The following is an 880-nucleotide window of genomic DNA, read 5'->3' on the forward strand; positions in this document are numbered from 1 at the left end:
CTAGGCGGTGTGGACGGATTGCCGCATGAAGAGAGGCGAGGATTCCTCTGAGGGGATTTGTCTGATTCATGGAGAGCCGACTGATTTGGAGGTCGGCGATGTCCACGAAGATGACGGAGAAGGATTGGGCGATGGCGCTGGAGGTGTTCCGGGCCTCGCTGCCGCGTCGGGGCGACAAGGGCCGTGACGACCGGCTGTTTCTGGAAGCGATGCACTATTTCTCGGTCCACAACATCTCCTGGCGGGCGCTGCCGGAGCGGTTCGGCAAATGGAACAGCGTCTGGAAACGCTTCGACAGGTTGAGCAAGGCAGGCGTGTTCGAAATCTTCTTCGATCACCTCGCGGCGCTGTCATCCTCGGCGCATCTGATCCAGATGTTCGATAGCACCGTCGTGCGCGCCCATGTCTCAGCAGCGGGCGCAAAGGGGGGCAGAATGGCCAGGCGCTTGGCCGCTCGCGCGGCGGCTTCTCTACCAAAATTCACCTGAAGACCGACTTCAACGGCCATCCGATCGCCTTCGACCTGACCGGCGGCGAAAAGGCGACGCTCCGCACTTCACCATCCTGCTTGGGCTCGGCCCCGATATCGATCCGAGGGGCGCCGTCGCCGACAAGGGCTACGCCAGCAAGGCTAATCGGCAGGCGGCGCGGTCACGGGGCATCATCCCCGTTATTCCGCGAAAGGCCAACGAAAAGGGCAAGCCGGGCTTCTTCGTAAAGGCCATCTACAAAGGGCGTGCGCGTATCGAGCAGGCGGTCGGAAAGCTAAAGCGCTTCAAGCGTGTCGCCCTACGATGCGAGAAGACGAAGCGCAACTTCGCAGCCATCGTCGCGCTCGCAGCGGGGTTCACCTTGGTCAAATCCGTCCACAATGCCTAGG

General features: G+C 61.7%; 2 protein-coding genes. Both read left to right on the forward strand.

What is annotated here, in order from left to right; all coding sequences use genetic code 11:
* Nucleotides 1–98 precede the first annotated feature (98 nt).
* Nucleotides 99–488: a transposase gene (locus ACIIOY_RS26780; protein ID WP_411037712.1), complete on the forward strand. Its 390-nt coding sequence runs from the start codon at nucleotides 99–101 to the stop codon at nucleotides 486–488.
* Entirely contained in the window at nucleotides 403–879 is a 477-nt protein-coding gene (locus tag ACIIOY_RS26785; protein ID WP_411037713.1) for a transposase, read from the forward strand. Before ACIIOY_RS26780 ends, ACIIOY_RS26785 begins: the two co-directional genes overlap by 86 nt.
* The last annotated feature ends 1 nt before the right edge of the window (nucleotide 880 follow it).

The sequence above is a fragment of the Shinella agrisoli genome (genome assembly GCF_046557955.1).
Taxonomy (GTDB): Bacteria; Pseudomonadota; Alphaproteobacteria; order Rhizobiales; family Rhizobiaceae; genus Shinella.